The organism is Nonomuraea sp. NPDC004702 (assembly GCF_053601695.1).
In genome coordinates this window covers 194,531-209,621 of record NZ_JBSGCE010000005.1, presented here as the reverse complement: position 1 = coordinate 209,621, position 15,091 = coordinate 194,531, and the positions used below count along the sequence as shown (strand labels likewise).

General features: G+C 70.9%; 12 protein-coding genes. 6 read left to right on the top strand and 6 right to left on the bottom strand.

Features of this window, described 5'->3' with window-relative positions; translation table 11 throughout:
• The first annotated feature begins 130 nt into the window (after positions 1–130).
• The gene (locus ACWEJ6_RS09530) at positions 131–727 is read left to right on the top strand and encodes a DUF1707 and DUF4870 domain-containing protein (RefSeq protein ID WP_387663493.1); all 597 of its coding nucleotides are present in this window, start codon (positions 131–133) and stop codon (positions 725–727) included.
• Between the two features lie 1,496 nt (positions 728–2,223).
• Here the strand turns inward: ACWEJ6_RS09530 and ACWEJ6_RS09525 are convergent.
• From ACWEJ6_RS09525 to ACWEJ6_RS09510, 4 genes are all read right to left on the bottom strand, one after another.
• A complete protein-coding gene (locus tag ACWEJ6_RS09525; RefSeq protein WP_452422669.1) occupies positions 2,224–3,036 on the bottom strand; it encodes a septal ring lytic transglycosylase RlpA family protein in 813 nt (270 codons plus the stop codon).
• A 732-nt stretch (positions 3,037–3,768) separates the two neighbouring features.
• A complete protein-coding gene (locus ACWEJ6_RS09520) occupies positions 3,769–5,292 on the bottom strand; it encodes an ATP-dependent DNA ligase (protein ID WP_452422667.1) in 1,524 nt (507 codons plus the stop codon).
• A 109-nt stretch (positions 5,293–5,401) separates the two neighbouring features.
• Positions 5,402–5,776 carry an FKBP-type peptidyl-prolyl cis-trans isomerase gene (locus ACWEJ6_RS09515; protein WP_352357863.1) on the bottom strand — a complete coding sequence of 125 codons (375 nt, stop codon included), beginning with the start codon at positions 5,774–5,776 and terminating at the stop codon, positions 5,402–5,404.
• 139 nt (positions 5,777–5,915) lie between these two features.
• The gene (locus ACWEJ6_RS09510; protein ID WP_387663500.1) at positions 5,916–7,355 is read right to left on the bottom strand and encodes a GuaB1 family IMP dehydrogenase-related protein; all 1,440 of its coding nucleotides are present in this window, start codon (positions 7,353–7,355) and stop codon (positions 5,916–5,918) included.
• 96 nt (positions 7,356–7,451) lie between these two features.
• Between ACWEJ6_RS09510 and ACWEJ6_RS09505 the strand changes: the two genes are divergently transcribed.
• Positions 7,452–7,904 (top strand): GyrI-like domain-containing protein, encoded by a 453-nt coding sequence (locus ACWEJ6_RS09505; protein WP_358284121.1) that lies wholly within the window; start codon positions 7,452–7,454, stop codon positions 7,902–7,904.
• A 10-nt stretch (positions 7,905–7,914) separates the two neighbouring features.
• Here the strand turns inward: ACWEJ6_RS09505 and ACWEJ6_RS09500 are convergent, their stop codons facing one another.
• On the bottom strand, positions 7,915–8,433 hold the full coding sequence (locus ACWEJ6_RS09500) for a TetR/AcrR family transcriptional regulator (protein ID WP_364329365.1): 519 nt from the start codon (positions 8,431–8,433) through the stop codon (positions 7,915–7,917).
• An 82-nt stretch (positions 8,434–8,515) separates the two neighbouring features.
• On the opposite strand from ACWEJ6_RS09500, the gene ACWEJ6_RS09495 reads away from it, so the two are divergent.
• Positions 8,516–9,742, top strand: a complete 1,227-nt coding sequence (locus tag ACWEJ6_RS09495) for an FAD-dependent monooxygenase (protein ID WP_452422663.1) — start codon at positions 8,516–8,518, stop codon at positions 9,740–9,742.
• A gap of 7 nt (positions 9,743–9,749) precedes the next feature.
• On the opposite strand, the gene ACWEJ6_RS09490 is transcribed toward ACWEJ6_RS09495, so the two are convergent.
• Positions 9,750–10,871: a CaiB/BaiF CoA transferase family protein gene (locus tag ACWEJ6_RS09490; protein WP_387663506.1), complete on the bottom strand. Its 1,122-nt coding sequence runs from the start codon at positions 10,869–10,871 to the stop codon at positions 9,750–9,752.
• 221 nt (positions 10,872–11,092) lie between these two features.
• Here ACWEJ6_RS09490 and ACWEJ6_RS09485 point away from each other — a divergent pair, with 221 nt between their 5' ends.
• From ACWEJ6_RS09485 to ACWEJ6_RS09475, 3 genes are all read left to right on the top strand, one after another.
• Positions 11,093–12,631, top strand: coding sequence for a protein kinase domain-containing protein (locus tag ACWEJ6_RS09485; RefSeq protein ID WP_452422661.1), 1,539 nt, complete (start codon positions 11,093–11,095; stop codon positions 12,629–12,631).
• Positions 12,628–13,611 (top strand): NAD(P)-dependent oxidoreductase, encoded by a 984-nt coding sequence (locus ACWEJ6_RS09480; protein ID WP_452422659.1) that lies wholly within the window; start codon positions 12,628–12,630, stop codon positions 13,609–13,611. The genes ACWEJ6_RS09485 and ACWEJ6_RS09480 overlap by 4 nt, the downstream gene beginning before the upstream one ends.
• A 130-nt stretch (positions 13,612–13,741) precedes the next feature.
• Positions 13,742–15,091, top strand: a complete 1,350-nt coding sequence (locus tag ACWEJ6_RS09475) for an FAD-binding oxidoreductase (RefSeq protein WP_364329616.1) — start codon at positions 13,742–13,744, stop codon at positions 15,089–15,091.

Below are 15,091 nucleotides of genomic sequence, written 5' to 3'. Positions count from 1 at the left end.
GGATCCTTTTTATACCGTCCGGAGCGCCGGTGTCGGGGATGATCTCGGGGACAGCTCGGGGTTTCTCCCGATGGCACGTCCGGCTCCGAGGACGCAGTATGAAAGTTGACTGCCGATTCCAAGGAGAGGCATGACCATCATGGCTGGGGTACCCAAGACCCCCGGGCCGGGACAGGTGCCGCCAGCTCATCTGCGCGTCACCCACCAGGACCGAGAGCACGTCGTCGAGCACGTCAAGGCTGCCTACGCGGAAGGCCGCTTCGACAAGCTGGAGTTCGACGACCGGCTGGAACGTGCGATGACCGCGCGTACGCACGGCGACCTGATGCCCATCATGAACGAGCTGTACGGGACGATGGCGGTGCCGAGATTCGCGCCGCCGATGCCCCGTCCGGTCCGTCCGGAACGGGCTCCGGAGAGCAACGAACGCGTCCAGGCCGCCTTCGGCCACCTGCTGATGGCCATCGGGATCCCGGTGGTGGGCCCGTTGATCCTGCTGCTCACGGCGGCCAAGACCTCTCCGTACCTGCGGCGGCAGGCGCTGGAGGCCCTGAACTTCCAGCTCACCGTGGTGGGGGCGACCTGCATCCTGCCGCTCACCGTCATCGGCATCGTGCTGCTGCCGGTGATCTGGGTCGGCGCCGTCGTCCTGGGCATCGTCGGTGGCATCTCGGCCCTGGCCGAGAGCAGCTTCCGCTACCCGCTGACGGTCCGCCTGGTCAAGTAACGCCTCCCGGCAGCACGCGGGGGAGCCTGCTCTCGACGAAACGGCGGCGTGCGCACGGGTTGGAGAAAAGCCGACGCGCGGTGCCGGCTAATAGACGGACGCGCAATTCGCAGAGGCGGGGGTCTCACGGACAGCGGATGTCGGGGGGATATCCGAGAGGTGGATCGCGACGTCCGAGGATCTGGATCAGGACCAAGCGATGCCGAGACCCGGGCAACTCAGATCGGGCTCAAGGGATGTCGGGGGACGTCCCAGGAATCGCGGAGGACCGGGGCCGAGACACGCGGTACCGGGACCATGGGGCGTCGGGGGACGTCCGGGGACATCGGGGGCGTCCCCGGAAAATCATGGTCCGGGGATTTCGGGTCGGGATGCCTGAGGGATCACGGGATCGGTACCGCATCGAGGTATCCGCGGATGCGGGTGGGCGGGGGATATCGGGTCGAGGGCCTTGAGGTATCAGGCTCGAGACCGGGGAGCGGGACCGAGGGATGTTGCGGGACATTTGGGGATGCCAAGTGCCCGGAGACTCGGGTGGGGGGCCCGATATACCGGAACCGCGGTGTCGGGACTGCGATCGGGGAGCCCTCCGGGAGCGGGCCTGCGGGATGTCGGGGGACGTCCGGGAATGGCGAGGATCGGGAGATCCGGATCGGGGCCCGCGGCATCGGGACTGAGGGACGTCGGGGAAGCTCCGGGGACGTCGGGGGCGTCCCCCTGGGGAATCGGGGTGCGGGGACTTCGGGTTGAAGGCCCGAGCCATCGAAATCGCGGTATCGAGACCGCGATCGAGGAGACGTCCGGGAGCGGGCCTGCGGGATGTCGGGGACGTCCGGGAATGGCAGGGGAGCGGGACCCGCGGCATCGGGACTGAGGGACGTCCGGGGACGTTGGGGGCGTCCCCCTGGAAAATCGGGGTGCGGGGATTTCGGGCCGGGGCCCGAGCCATCGAGACCGCGGTATCGAGATCGCCATCGAAGAGACGTCCAGGCAGCGGGGCCGAGGGATTCGGGGACGTCTGGAAGAGCAGGGGGGCAGGGGGCTCGGATCCCGGGCTGCGGTAACGGCCCGAGGGATGTCGGTGATGTCCGGAACCAGTTGTCCACCTGAGGCCTCCAGGCATCCCGGTCGCAGCTCCTGGACATCCGGGGCCCAGTCCTCGGGTTCCGGCCCTCCGGGGGCCCAGTCCTCGGGTTCCGGCCCTCCGGGGGCCCAGTCCTCGGGTTCCGCCCTCCGGGCATTCCGGTCGCAGCCCCGACATTCCGGGTTCGGTCCCCGGGTGACCGATGTCCGCCCCCGAACACCCCGATCCCGATGTCGCGGTTCCATTTCCTCGGCTCCCCGGCCCTCCGATAGAGACCGGCGATCGGGCTGGGATGTCGGCAGCCAGGATCGGCGCATTTGTGGATTCGTGGGGGGCGGTGTTGGGGGAGGGCCCGGCCCGCCCCCAGGGACGAATGAGCGGGGGCGGGGCCGAGGAGAGAGACCGAACGCGGTCAGCGGGCCAGGACTTCGTAGCGGACGGTCATCACGCCCGCCCCAAGGCTGCCGATCGCGTCGAACGCGGCCCTGGAGAGGTCGAGGCACCGGCCGCCCACGTACGGGCCGCGGTCGTTGATGCGTACGGTCACCGCCGAACCGTTGCGCGGGTTGGTGACGCGGACACGGCTGCCCAGCGGAAGGGTCTTGTGCGCGGCGGTCATGGCGGAGGGGTTGAAGCGTTCGCCGCTGGCCGTCATCTGGGGATCGCCGTAGTACGAGGCGCCACACGTCCCGGAGGACAGGACGCGGACCTTCGGCTTCGTGGCCCGGAGCTTGACCGGCTTGACGGTCTTGGTCGTCTTCTTCGCCGTGTCGGACGTTGCCGTGTCGGATGCCGCTGTGTCGGATGCCGCCGTGTCGGACGAGGCTGTGTCGGAGGCCGACGTTTCGGTGGCGTCGGGCCGGGCGGCGGCGGGGGCCTTCGGCGCGGGGTTGGCGCCGTGCGGGGAGTTCGGGACGCCCTTCGCGCTCGGCCCCGAAGCAGTGGAGGTCGAGGCGCTGGGGCTCGAAGCCTTGGGAACCGGGGTGGCGGTCCTGGCCTGGGAGAGGTTGGCAGCGACCGGCGGGTTGGGGGTGCCGGTGGAGGTGGTCGCCGTGGCGGCGTCCTTGGCGGCGGTGGTGCCGGGGGCGTCGTTGCCGACGGCGGCCCAGGCGGTGGTCGAGGCGGCGGCCACTACGGCGGCCCCAGCGGCGATGGCGGTCCAGCGGCGCTTGCCCGGGGAGAGCTTGCGGTCGTTGGGGGACGATTTGTGAGAGTGCTGGCCCAAGGTAAACCACGGTCCTAGCTAGGGGACAGGAAAGGGAAAGGCCAGGTCAAGGGGGGTGGGCGGCGTGTGACGGCCTGTCCGCCCGCAAGGGATGGGGGATCCGGCGGGCGAGGACGAACATATGCGACAAACAGCAGGTAAAGACAACTTAATGCGACATACAGTGACATATCTCACTTAAGGGCGCAAGAGGCCCAGAACGCCGAGCGTACGCCGAGGATCTTGGGCTTTCCGGCGAACGACAGAACTCGTCTAACACCACACCGCAGGCCAACCCGACCGCAGCCCACAAACAGGCGCAACTCGATCTAAGGCCGCAACTGGGCTGACCTTGATCTAAGGCCGCGAACGGCCCAACCCGCCCCTCAGGTCGAGACCGAGGGCATCCTCACGCCGTGAACAGCAGAGCACGGCGCCAAGACGGCCAGCCTCCTCCTCGCCGCCGCACTCGCCGCGGTGCCTGTTCTTGGGTGTGCAGTCCGTTCGAGGAGGGTGTGCGGGGGATTGGTGGCAAGGCGGGTGGGTACCCCGTGCTCGTCGGTGCTCGCGTGCTGCTGAGCCTGCTTCTTGGGTGTGCAGTTCCGTACGGGGAAGGGTGCGAGGGTCTGTCGGCAAGGCGGTGGGGCGGCGGTTCTTGGGTGCGGATGTGCAGGGTCTTCGGGAGTGTGCGGGGGAAGCGACGGGAGCGGCAGGTGACCCCTCGCTTACCCCCAAGGGGTCTGTGCGGTGTGGTCAGAGCATGAGGGAGCGGACGGTGTCTACGGTGTCGGCGTCCTCGGGGCGTTTGTCCGGGCGGTAGCGCAGCACCCGGGCGAACCGCAGCGCCATCCCCCCGGGGTAGCGCGGCGAACGCTGCACGCCGTCGAAGGCGATCTCCACCACCAGCTCGGGCCGCAGCTTGACCGCCCATTCGTCGGTGGGGCCGTCGGCGAGTTCGAGGAAGCGTTCGGTCTGCCAGGCCAGCAGCTCGTCGGTGAGCCCCTTGAACGTCTTGCCGAGCATGACGAACCCGCCCTCGGGGTCGCGCGCGCCCAGGTGCAGGTTGGACAGCTTGCCCTCCCGCCGGCCATGGCCCCACTCGGCCGCCAGGACGACCAGGTCGAGCGTGTGCCGGGGCTTGACCTTGATCCAGCCCGCGCCGCGCCGGCCGGCCGCGTACGGGGAGGACAGGGACTTCACCACCAGGCCCTCGTGGCCCGCCTTGACCACGTCGGTGAAGAACTTCTCCGCCTCGGCCACGTCGGCGGTGATCAGCCGCGGCGTCAGCAGACCGGGCGGGACGGCGCGGGCCAGGGCCTCCTGGCGCTGCGAGTACGGCAGGTCGAGCAGGTCGGCGCCGTCGGCGCGCAGCGCGTCGAAGAAGAACACACTGAGCGGGGTCTGCTCGCGCAGCCTGGCGACGTCGGTCTTGCTGGAGACGCGGCTCGCGGTCACCTGGAACGGGTGGGGACGCCCGTCCGGCCGCAGCGCGAGGACCTCGCCGTCGAGCACCAGGTCGGCGGAGTCGAGCCCGAGCACCGCCTCGACCAGCTCGGGCACCTGCGCGGTGATGTCGTCGAGAGTGCGGGTGAAGACCCGCACCTGCGCGCCCGAGCGGTGGGCCTGCACGCGTACGCCGTCGAGCTTCCACTCCAGGGACGCGGGCGAGCCGGCCTTCTCCAGCGCGGCGGCCACGTTGGGCGCGCTGCCGGCGAGCATGGGGGAGACCGGCCGCCCCACCTCCAGCTTGAACGCGTGCAGCGCCGCCACGCCGCCCGTCAGCGCCGCCGCGCCCACGGCGGGCAGCCAGCCGCGCAGGGTGAGCGCCCGCCGCACGTCGGCCGACGGCGCGCCGGACGCCTTGGCCAGCGCTTCGATCATCACGCCGTCGAGGGCGCCCTGGCGCAGCTCGCCGTTGAGCAGCCTGCGCATGAACTGCTGCTCCTGGCTGGTCAGCCCGGCGAACAGCTCGGCGACCAGCGCTCTGCGCGCCGCCTGCGAGCCGGGGCCGGAGACGGCCTTGATCTGGGTCAGCAGCGCGTCGACGGTCGTGAGGGTGGCGGTTGCGGCGAGTTTGGGCTGCGGGACGTCCTCCAGTGAGCGCCAGCCCACGCCGATCTGGCGCTGCGGCAGGTCGCCCGACAGGTAGGCGATGGCGATCTCCGCCTCGTCCGGGCCGACCCGGGCGAGCAGTTCGGCCAGATGCCCGACCTTGCCCAGCCGTGCGGAGGTGCGCGTCACCGCGTCGGAGGTCCGGACCACGTCGATCAGAAGCACACCGCTATCGTGCCTCACCACGCCGACATTTCCCCACCCGATATGTGCCGGGTTCTCCAAAGCAGGGGTAGCCGGGCGGGCCGCCGTCGGCGGCCCGCCCGTTCCCGGTCTAGCTGACGCCGAGCAGGTCGACCACGAAGATCAGCGTCTCGCCGCCCTTGATGCGCGGCGGCGCGCCGCGGTCGCCGTAACCGAGGTGCGGCGGGATGACCAGCTTGCGACGGCCGCCGACCTTCATCCCGGCGACCCCGCGGTCCCAGCCCGCGATGACGCGGCCGCCCCCGAGCGGGAACTCGAACGCCTGGCCGCGGTTCCACGACGCGTCGAACTCCTCCCCGGACGAGAACGAGACACCCACGTAGTGGACGCTGACGTTGTGGCCCGGCTTGGCCTCGGGGCCAGTGCCTTCGACGAGGTCGACGATCTCCAGGTCGGCGGGCGGGTTGCCCTCGGGGAAGTCGATCTCGGGCTTCTCGAGTGCCACGAATGTGCTCCTGTTGACGATGACAATAACCCGACGACTCTATGCCGTCGGGGTACGGCCGTCGTTCATGCCCGCCCTTTTCTCCCGGCGCCGGGCCGTCCGAAGCCGGGAGAAAAGGCACGTCACCGGCGCCGGTGGATCACCAGCTCTGGTGCAGCGGCATGCCCTCGGCGTAGCCGGAGGAGCTCTGGATGCCGACGACGGCCTGCTGGTGGAACTCCTCCAGGTTCGCCGCGCCCGCGTACGTGCACGACGACCGCAGGCCCGCGACGATCCCGTCGATCTGGTCCTCCACGCTGGGCCGCTTGGGGTCGAGGTACATGCGCGAGGTCGAGATGCCCTCCTCGAACAGTGCCTTCCTGGCGCGGTCGTAGGCGGAGTCCTCGGCCGTCCTGAGCCGTACGGCGCGGGAGGAGGCCATGCCGAAGTTCTCCTTGTACTTGCGCCCGTCGGCGTCGGTGCGGGCGTCGCCGGGCGACTCGTACGTGCCGGCGAACCACGAGCCGATCATCACGTTGGACGCCCCGGCCGCCAGCGCCAGGGCCACGTCACGGGGGTGCCGGACGCCGCCGTCCGCCCAGACGTGCCTGCCGAGCCGCCGGGCCTCGGCCGAGCATTCGAGCACCGCCGAGAACTGCGGACGCCCGACGCCGGTCATCATCCGCGTGGTGCACATGGCGCCCGGCCCCACGCCGACCTTGAGGATGTCGGCCCCGGCCTCGACCAGGTCGCGCACGCCCTCGGCGGTCACCACGTTGCCCGCCGCGACCGGCACGCCGGGGTCGAGCGCCCGGACGGCGCGCAGGGCGGCGATCATCTTCTCCTGGTGGCCGTGGGCGGTGTCCACGACCAGGCAGTCGGCCCCGGCCTCCAGCAGTTCCTTGGCCTTGGCGGCGACGTCGCCGTTCACGCCGACGGCCGCGGCGATGCGCAGGCGGCCCTGGGCGTCGAGCGCGGGCTGGTAGAGGGTGGCCCGCAGCGCGCCCGTGCGGGTGAGGATGCCGACCAGCCGGCCCTCGTCGTCCACGATGGGGGCGAGGCGGTGGCGGCCCTCGTGCAGGCGGTCGAAGGCGCCGCGCGGGTCGAGTCCGGCGGGCAGCGTGAGCAGCTCGCTCGACATGACCTCGGACAGCTGCGTGTACATGTCCACGCCCTGGCAGTCGGCCTCGGTCACCACGCCGACGGGCCGGTTGTCCCAGTCGACGACGATGACCGCGTTGTGGGCGCGTTTGGGCAGCAGTTGCAGCGCCTCGCCCACGGTGTCGTGCGGGGTGAGGGTGAGCGGCGTGTCGTGGACCAGGTCGCGCTTCTTGACCCAGTCGACCACGTCGGCGACGACGTCGAGGGGGATGTCCTGGGGGATCACGGTGATCCCGCCGCGGCGGGCCACGGTCTCGGCCATGCGGCGGCCGGCGACCGCGGTCATGTTGGCGACGACAATGGGGATCGTGGTGCCCGTGCCGTCGTTCGTGGAGAGGTCGACCGCGAGCCGCGATCCGACCGAGGAGCGCGACGGCACCATGAACACGTCGCTGTAAGTCAAATCGTAACGAGGCTCTTGGTCGTTGAGAAACTTCACGTTCATCCATCTTATGGGGTGACAGGTCCAACAAGGGGTTTCCCCCGTTCTCCGGGGCTTATGATCGGCCGGGGACACATTTGGGGGAGGTAAGTCGTGGACATCGTCGAACGGGCCGAGCTGACCGTCGTGGGCTTCGCCGTACGCACGACGAACGCCGACGAGGCGGATCCGGCGCGGGCCGCGTTGCCCGCGCTGTGGCAGCGGGCGGGCGCGCCGGGGGCCTTCGCGCACGTGCCGGGCCGCATCGACGAGAACCTCTACGCGGTGCTGACCGACTACGAGAGCGACCACACCGGCGCCTACACGCAGATCGTCGGCATCGGCGTGCGCACGGTGCCGCGCCTGCCCGAGGGCATGGTGGCGGTGCGCGTGCCGGCCGCCAAGTCGATCCGGCTGGCGGCCCGCGGGCAGCTGCCGCAGGCGCTGATCGAGGCGTGGCAGCAGGTGTGGCAGCACACCGAGTCGGGCGGCCAGCCCTCCCGCGCCTTCACCACGGACCTGGAGGTCCATCACTTCGAGGGCGCCGACCTCTACGTGGCCGTCTAGGCCCGGGGGGTCACAGGCCGAGCGCCTCGGCCGCCGCCGCGACGGCCGTCGGCTTGACCTCCTCCAGGGGGAGGCCGGCGTACTCGACCGTGCAGTCGGCCATGCCGCCGAGCGCCAGTGTGGCGCGGATCTGCTGGGCCCGCGTGAGGTCGGGGCCGAGCAGCAGGGCGATCAGCTCGCGCCGCCATTCGAACATGCGCTGACCCAGGTCGAGGTAGGCCAGGATCGAGATGTCGCGCACCATCATCCCGGTCACGTCGCGGTGGCGCCACATGAGCTCGAAGTAGTCGTCGAGCAGCGCCCGCGGGTCGCCGGGCTCCTGCCTGGCGGCGAAGCGCTCGAAGTCCTCCACCAGCGGCTGCACGATGCTGCGCACCAGGTCGTCGCGTGAGGCGAAGTGGTAGTAGAGCGCAGGCTTGGTGATGCCCAGCCGGTCGGAGATCTGGCGCAGGCTGGTGTTCTGCACGCCCTGCTCGGCGAACAGCTCGCGGGCCACCGCCTGGATGCGGGACTTGGTGTCACTGGGCATGCCTGAAGTTTATCCCTTACCTACCGTTAAGTAAGGGCGCGTGCTAGCGTGTACTTACCAACCGTTAAGTAAGGAGGGGGCCATGAAGGTCCTCGTCTCGGGAGCCAGCGTCACCGGGCCGGTGCTGGCGTACTGGCTGACCAGGTACGGCTTCGAGGTCACGGTGGTCGAACGAGCCCCGGCGCTCAGGAAGTCGGGCGGCCACGCGGTGGACCTGTTCCGGCCCGCCATGGACATCGTCGAGAAGATGGGGCTCCTGGAGCCGGTCATGGCGAAGAAGACCGGCACCGACTGGCTCCGGGTCCACCGCGAGGGCCGGGCGCGGCCCGTGGAGCTGGAGCTGCGCCGCATCCTCAGCGCCGTCTCCGACCGGCACGTGGAGATCATGCGCGACGACCTGAGCGAGGTCCTCCACGAGGCCACCCGGCACGACGCCGCCTATGTCTTCGGCGACTCCATCGCCTCGATCGCCGAGGACGGCGCGGTGCGCTTCGACAGCGGCCGGCAGGACCGCTTCGACCTGGTGATCGGCGCCGACGGACTGCACTCCAACGTGCGCCGCCTGACCTTCGGCCCCGAGGAGCGCTTCGCCACCTGGATCGGCGCGTACCTCGCCGTCGCCTCCGTCCCCGACTTCCTGGGTCTCGACGGCCGGATGGAGGCTCTGGCGGGCGAGGGTTACATGGCCGCCGTCTACAGCGCCGCGCACATGGACGACGCCCGCGCCGGCTTCCTGTTCAGAACGCCCGAGCCGCTCGACTACCACTACCGGGACGTGGCCCGGCAGAAGGAACTGCTGCGCGAGCGGTTCGGCGGCCTCGGCTGGCAGGTCCCCAGGATCCTGGACGAGGTGGACCGCACGTCCGTCTTCTACTTCGACTCCATCACCCAGCTCAGGCTCGACTCCTGGTCGCGCGGCCGGGTGACGCTGGCCGGCGACGCCGGTTACTGCCCCGGGCCGGCCGTGGGCGGCAGCACGAGCCTGGCGGTCGTGGGGGCGTACGTGCTGGCGGGCGAGCTGGCCGCGCACGGCGGCGACCACCGCACGGCCTACCCCGCCTACGAGGCCGAGATCGGCGAGTACGTGCGCCGCAGCCGCGCCTTCGCCCGCCGCGCGGCCAGGGGGATCGTCCCCGGGAGCCGCTTCGACCTGTGGGCACTCACCCAGGGCATCCGCCTGGTCAGCCACCTGCCGGTCGCCCTCACCAGGGCCGCCACCAAGATCAGCAGCAAGGGGATGCGCCTGCACGACTCGATCCGGCTCAAGGACTACGCCGCCCACGCCCGCCCGGCGACGTCCCGCCCCTGACGAAGGCTCAGGCCAGCACGCCCTGCTCCCGCAGCTTCTCCGCCTCCGCCGCCGGCAGCCCCCACGCGGACAGGTCCGTGAGGCGGGTGGCCGGCGACAGGTCCGGGTCCGGCACGCCGAGCAGGCGCGGCGCGGGCACCGGATGGGTCACGCCGCCGACCTCGGCGAACGTGCCCCGGGCGACGTTGTGCGGGTGCCGCGCGGCCTCGGCCATGGACAGGACGGGCGAGACGCAGGCGTCCGAGCCCTCGAACAGGGCCTCCCACTCGGCACGGGTGCGCTTGGCGAACTCCTCGGCCAGCCGGGCCTTGAGCGCGGGCCACTGCGTCCTGTCGTCGCGGTCGGGCAGGCCGGTCAGGCCCATCAGGTTCACCATGGCGTCCCAGAACTGCGGTTCGAGCGAGCCGACGGCCAGGAAGCCGCCGTCGGCGGTCTCGTAGGTGTCGTACTGGGGGGCGCCGGTGTCGAGCAGGTTGGTGCCGCGCGGGCCCCAGAAGCCGCTCTGCGCGGCCTGGTAGAACATCGAGAACAGCAGGGCGGCGCCGTCCACCATGGCGGCGTCGATCACCCGGCCCTTCCCGGTGCGCTCGCGTTCGAACAGGGCCAGCAGCACGCCGTAGGCGAGCATGAGGCCGCCGCCGGCGAAGTCGCCGAGGATGTTGATCGGCGGGGTCGGCTTGCCGCCCTCGCGGCCGAGCATCGACAGCACGCCGGAGATCGCGATGTAGTCGATGTCGTGGCCGGCGGTGGGCGCGAGCGGGCCGTCCTGGCCCCAGCCGGTCATCCGGCCGTACACCAGCCGCTCGTTCACCGCGTGCAGGTCGGCGGGGCCGATGCCGAGCCGTTCTGCGACGCCGGGACGGAAGACCTCGATCACCACGTCGGCGTTGCGGGCCAGCTCCTTGAAGGCGGCCACGCCCTCGGGCGACTTCAGGTCCAGGCCGATCGTCCGCTTGCCGCGGTCCATGACGTCCGTACGAGGTCGGTCGGAGACGGCCTGCACCCGGTCGACCCGCAGCACCTCGGCGCCGTGGTCGGCCAGCATCATCCCGGCGAACGGCCCCGGGGCCAGCCCCGCGAGCTCCAGCACGCGCACTCCGGCCAGCGGGCCGCCACTACCCTTCGACATGGACATCTCCTCGACAGTCGCACAGGCAAACGGTTGGCTTCACGGCTCCGAACCTGCCTCAGTAGAACAACATTCGGCAAGTCGTGGCAAGCGGCCTTTTGCGTCCTTCCCGCGAACTCGTGGGAGGTATGGGAAACTTGCCCACTGTTCGGGTGGTCTACAGATCGCCGGCGTCCAGCGGCTGTCTGCAGCAGGCGCTCGCGCCGCTACAGGGGTAGGACATGGTTTCGGAGAGCAACCGGCTTGTCGCCAGGCGCTACCAGTTACGGCGTGAACTGGGCCGCGGGGGTATGGGCGTCGTCTGGGAGGGCTACGACACGCTGCTCAACCGGCAGGTGGCCATCAAGGAGGTGCTGCTGCCCGAGGGGTTGTCGCCGGGCGAGCAGGAGCGCCACCTCATGCGCACCGCCCGCGAGGCCCGTACGGCGGCCAAGCTCAACCACCCCTCCGTGGTCGCGGTCTACGACGTGGTCGAGGAGGGCGGCCGGCCCTGGATCGTCATGGAGCTGGTCGCGCACCCCTCGCTCGAAGAGGTCGTGGCCACCTCGGGGGCGCTGCCCGTACGGCAGGCGGCCGACGTGGGCCGCCAGGTGCTGTCGGCGCTCAGGGCCGCCCACGAGGCCGGGATCCTGCACAGGGACGTCAAGCCCGCCAACATCCTGCTCGCCGACGACGGCCGCGCGGTGCTGATGGACTTCGGCATCGCCACGGTCGAGGGCGACGCCTCGCTGACCAGGACGGGCATGGTGACCGGCTCGCCCAGCTTCCTGGCCCCCGAACGGGTGCGCGCGGACGAGGCCGGACCGCCCTCCGACCTGTGGTCGCTCGGCGCGACGCTGTTCGCCGCGATGGTCGGCCGCTCGCCCTTCGACCGCGGCGAGGCCATGGCGACGATCAACGCGCTGCTCAACGAGGAGCCCGACTACCGGCGCATCCCGCCGATCATGCACCCGATCCTGAAGGGCCTGCTGCGCAAGGAGCCCGCCGACCGGGTGGACGCCGAGGAGGCCGACCGGCTGCTCGCGGCCATCGAGGTGGCGGCCAAGCCCGCCTACACCGACCTGCCGGAGAAGAAGCCGGGCAGCGGGCGCGGGCGGGCCGTGCTGGCCGTGGCCGCCGCCGCCGTCGTGGTCGTCGCGGGCGGCGCGGTCGCCTACTTCAAGCTCGCCACGCCCGCTGAGGGCGCTCCGCGCACCGCCCAGCCGGCCGCCGCGGCCAGCCCGCTGAGCCCGTCACCCTCGCAGCAGCCCACGACGAGCCGGACGCCGTCGGCGACCCCCACGCCGACCGTGCGGCGGGTGCGCCCGGCCGTACGGGCGTGGACCTCGCGGGAGGGCTGGTCGATCCTGCGCCCGATCGGCTGGCGGGGCGCGCTGCGCGAGTCCGTCACCGAGTGGACGCGCCGCGACGGCAACGCCCACCTCGGCGTGGAGGCCCTGTACTCCAGCCTCGACGCCAACCAGATCCTGCGCGACTCGGAGGAGACGCTGCGGCAGGAGGGCCAGGAGGTGATCAGCCGCGGCCGCCGCGTCGTCAACCACCGGGGCGTCAAGGCGGTCGAGTGGGAGTTCTCCTGGACCGCCGCCAGCGCCGCCGGCACCCACTGGATCAGGCCGGGCATGACCTACCACGAGGTGCGCCGCGCGGTGGTGTCCGGCGAGACGGCCTACATCCTGTCCTGGACGGTCACCCAGGACCAGTGGCTGCGCAACAGGGCACTGATGCGACAGGTGATCGACAGCTTTACGGTGAAGGCATGAGCCCCTGGAACCTGCTCGCCCTGCCGCCGCTCCCCGAGGAGGCGACGCGCGGCCTGCTCGCCCCGCTCGGCGACCGGGTGACGGTCCGCGTGCCCGCCACCCGCGACCGGGCCGGGCTGCTGGCCGCGCTGCCCGAGGCCGAGATCGTGCTCGGCGACTGGACCTCCACGCTCGTGCTCGACGCCGAGGCGGTCAAGCACGCGCCCGCGCTGGCCTTCGTGCAGCAGCCCTCGGTGGGCGTCGACGGCCACGACCTGGCCGCCCTGGCCGAGGCCGGGGTGCCGCTGGCCAACACGCCGGGCGTCAGCGCCGTCGCGGTGTCGGAGTGGTGCCTGGCCGCCACGCTGTCGCTGTCGCGCCGGCTGGGGGCCGCCGACGCCGCCGTGCGCGCGGGGGAGTGGCCGCAGCAGGGCCTGCGCCCGCGCGAGCTGAGCGGCCGCCGGGTCGGCGTCGTCGGGTACGGCCCGATCGGCGAGAACTGCGTGCGCCTGTTCGGCGCCCTGGGCTGCGAGGTCTCCTACTGGACCAGGTCCCCGCGGCAGGCGCCGGGCCGCGCCGACCTGGAGACGCTGGTGGCCGCCAGCGACGTGCTGGTGGTGGTGATCGCGCTGTCGGAGGAGACCCGCGGGCTGATCGACCCGCGCCGCATGAAGCAGGGCGCGCTGCTGGTCAACGCGGCCAGGGGCGGCGTCGTCGACCAGGCGGCGCTGGTCGCCGCGCTGCGCGACGGGCACCTCGGCGGGGCCGCGCTCGACGTGTTCGACACCGAGCCGCTGCCCGCCGGCGACCCGCTGCGCGATCTGCCGGACGTGCTGCTGTCGCCGCACGCCGCCGGGGTGACGCCCGAGGCGACGACGCGCCTGCTCACGGCCGTGCTGGACAACCTCACGGCGGCACTGGAGGGACGAGAGGTGCGTGCCGTGCTCAATGGGGTCTCACCTCTGGTTCGACGTAGATTTCCGCATTTGCCTGCCACATAGGCGTTTCACCTGGCACGATGAACAGTTTTCGTGTCTTTAACGACCCCGGTCTGTTCGAGGCGGGCTGCGGGAGATACGGTCTTACGGACGATCTCTACCAGCTCAAGGGGGTGCTTCCGTGACGACGACGATGTCGACACACCAACGGGCAGTAGAGCAGATCCGGCAGTCCTACGCCGAGATCCCCGGCGACGCCGCTCCCCGGTTGGCCAAGTCCACGTCCAACCTGTTCAGGTTCCGTGACGGAGGCAGGACGGCCAAGCTGTCGGCCAGAGACCTCGACGAGGTCATCAGCGTGGATCCGGCGACGATGACGGCCGAGGTCCAGGGCATGACCACCTACGAGCACCTCGTCGAGGCCACGTTGCCGCACGGGCTCATGCCGTACGTGGTGCCGCAGCTCAAGACGATCACGCTCGGCGGCGCCGTCACCGGCCTCGGCATCGAGTCGACCAGCTTCCGGGACGGCCTGCCGCACGAGTCGGTGGAGGAACTGGAGATCCTCACCGGCGACGGCCGCATCGTCGTGGCCCGTGACGACAACGAGCACCAGGATCTGTTCCGCGCCTTCCCCAACTCCTACGGGACGCTCGGCTACGCCCTGCGCATCCGGATCAAGCTCCGCAAGGTCCAGCCGTACGTGCACCTGACGCACATCAGGTTCACCGACGCGGCCAAGTGCATGCTGGCCATGCAGGAGATCTGCGACAGCATGGTGCACGACGGCGAGCAGGTCGACTTCGTGGACGGCGTCTTCTTCGACCCGGAGGAGATGTACATCACGCTGGGCCGCTTCGCCGACCGCGCGCCCTACGTCTCCGACTACACCGGCATGCGCATCTACTACCAGTCGATCAGGCAGCGCAGCCGCGACTGGCTGAGCATCCACGACTACCTGTGGCGCTGGGACACCGACTGGTTCTGGTGCTCGCGGGCGTTCGGCGTGCAGCAGCCGGTGGTCCGCTCGCTGATGCCGCGCCGCTGGATGCGCTCCGACGTCTACCGCAGGCTCGTCGCCCTCGACCGGCGGACCGGCCTGACCGCCCGCATCGACCGCTGGCGTGACCAGCCCGTCCAGGAGTCGGTCATCCAGGACGTCGAGGTGCCGGTCGAGCGCGGCGCGCAGTTCCTGGAGTTCTTCCACGACAAGGTGGGCATGACCCCCGTCTGGATGTGCCCGCTGCGGTCGAGCTCCCAGTGGCCGCTGTACCCGCTGGAGCCCGGGAAGCTCTACGTCAACTTCGGCTTCTGGGGCATGGTCCCGCTGCCCCGCGGCCAGTTCGACGGCTACTACAACAGGCTCATCGAGGACTCGGTACACGAGCTGGACGGCCACAAGTCGCTCTACTCGACCTCCTTCTACGCCCGTGAGCAGTTCTGGGAGCTGTACAACGGTGATGCTTATTGGCCGGTCAAGCGGGAATACGACCCGAACGGTCGCCTGCTGGACCTGTACGAAAAGTGTGTACGGGGAAGGTGA

What these genes read in the sequence shown, in the direction of transcription:
- ACWEJ6_RS09530 (WP_387663493.1), top strand. Translation starts at nt 131, where the DNA reads ATGACCATCATGGCTGGGGTACCCAAGACCCCCGGGCCGGGACAGGTG.
- ACWEJ6_RS09500 (WP_364329365.1), bottom strand. Translation starts at nt 8,433, where the DNA reads ATGCCCAGTGACACCAAGTCCCGCATCCAGGCGGTGGCCCGCGAGCTG.
- ACWEJ6_RS09495 (WP_452422663.1), top strand. Translation starts at nt 8,516, where the DNA reads ATGAAGGTCCTCGTCTCGGGAGCCAGCGTCACCGGGCCGGTGCTGGCG.
- ACWEJ6_RS09490 (WP_387663506.1), bottom strand. Translation starts at nt 10,871, where the DNA reads ATGTCGAAGGGTAGTGGCGGCCCGCTGGCCGGAGTGCGCGTGCTGGAG.
- ACWEJ6_RS09485 (WP_452422661.1), top strand. Translation starts at nt 11,093, where the DNA reads ATGGTTTCGGAGAGCAACCGGCTTGTCGCCAGGCGCTACCAGTTACGG.
- ACWEJ6_RS09480 (WP_452422659.1), top strand. Translation starts at nt 12,628, where the DNA reads ATGAGCCCCTGGAACCTGCTCGCCCTGCCGCCGCTCCCCGAGGAGGCG.
- ACWEJ6_RS09475 (WP_364329616.1), top strand. Translation starts at nt 13,742, where the DNA reads ATGTCGACACACCAACGGGCAGTAGAGCAGATCCGGCAGTCCTACGCC.